Source organism: Clostridioides sp. ZZV14-6154 (assembly GCF_020657785.1).
In the GTDB taxonomy this organism is placed as follows: domain Bacteria; phylum Bacillota; class Clostridia; order Peptostreptococcales; family Peptostreptococcaceae; genus Clostridioides.
In genome coordinates this window covers 1-571 of sequence record NZ_JAGWCY010000035.1, presented here as the reverse complement: position 1 = coordinate 571, position 571 = coordinate 1, and the positions used below count along the sequence as shown (strand labels likewise).

Genomic DNA, 571 nt, shown 5'->3' with positions numbered 1-571 from the left:
CACTTACACCTTCGACCTATCAACCAGATAGTCTTTCTGGGGTCTTACCCTTGCGGTGGGAAATCTTATCTTGAAGTTGGCTTCGCGCTTAGATGCTTTCAGCGCTTATCCATTCCGTACATAGCTACCCAGCCATGCCCTTGGCAGAACAACTGGTACACCAGAGGTACGTCCATCCCGGTCCTCTCGTACTAAGGACAGGTCTCCTCAAATTTCCTACGCCTGCGACGGATAGGGACCGAACTGTCTCACGACGTTCTGAACCCAGCTCGCGTACCACTTTAATGGGCGAACAGCCCAACCCTTGGGACCTACTACAGCCCCAGGATGTGATGAGCCGACATCGAGGTGCCAAACCTCCCCGTCGATGTGGACTCTTGGGGGAGATAAGCCTGTTATCCCCAGGGTAGCTTTTATCCGTTGAGCGATGGCCCTTCCACGCAGAACCACCGGATCACTAAGTCCGATTTTCATCCTTGCTCGACCTGTATGTCTTGCAATCAAGCTCTCTTTTGCCTTTACACTCTACGTACGATTTCCGACCGTACTGAGAGAACCTTTGAGCGCCTCC

1 rRNA gene is annotated in these 571 nt (G+C 52.7%); it reads right to left on the bottom strand.

Going from position 1 to position 571, the window contains the following annotated elements:
* Nucleotides 1-571 (bottom strand): 23S ribosomal RNA (locus KGF45_RS19570); the annotation flags it as partial.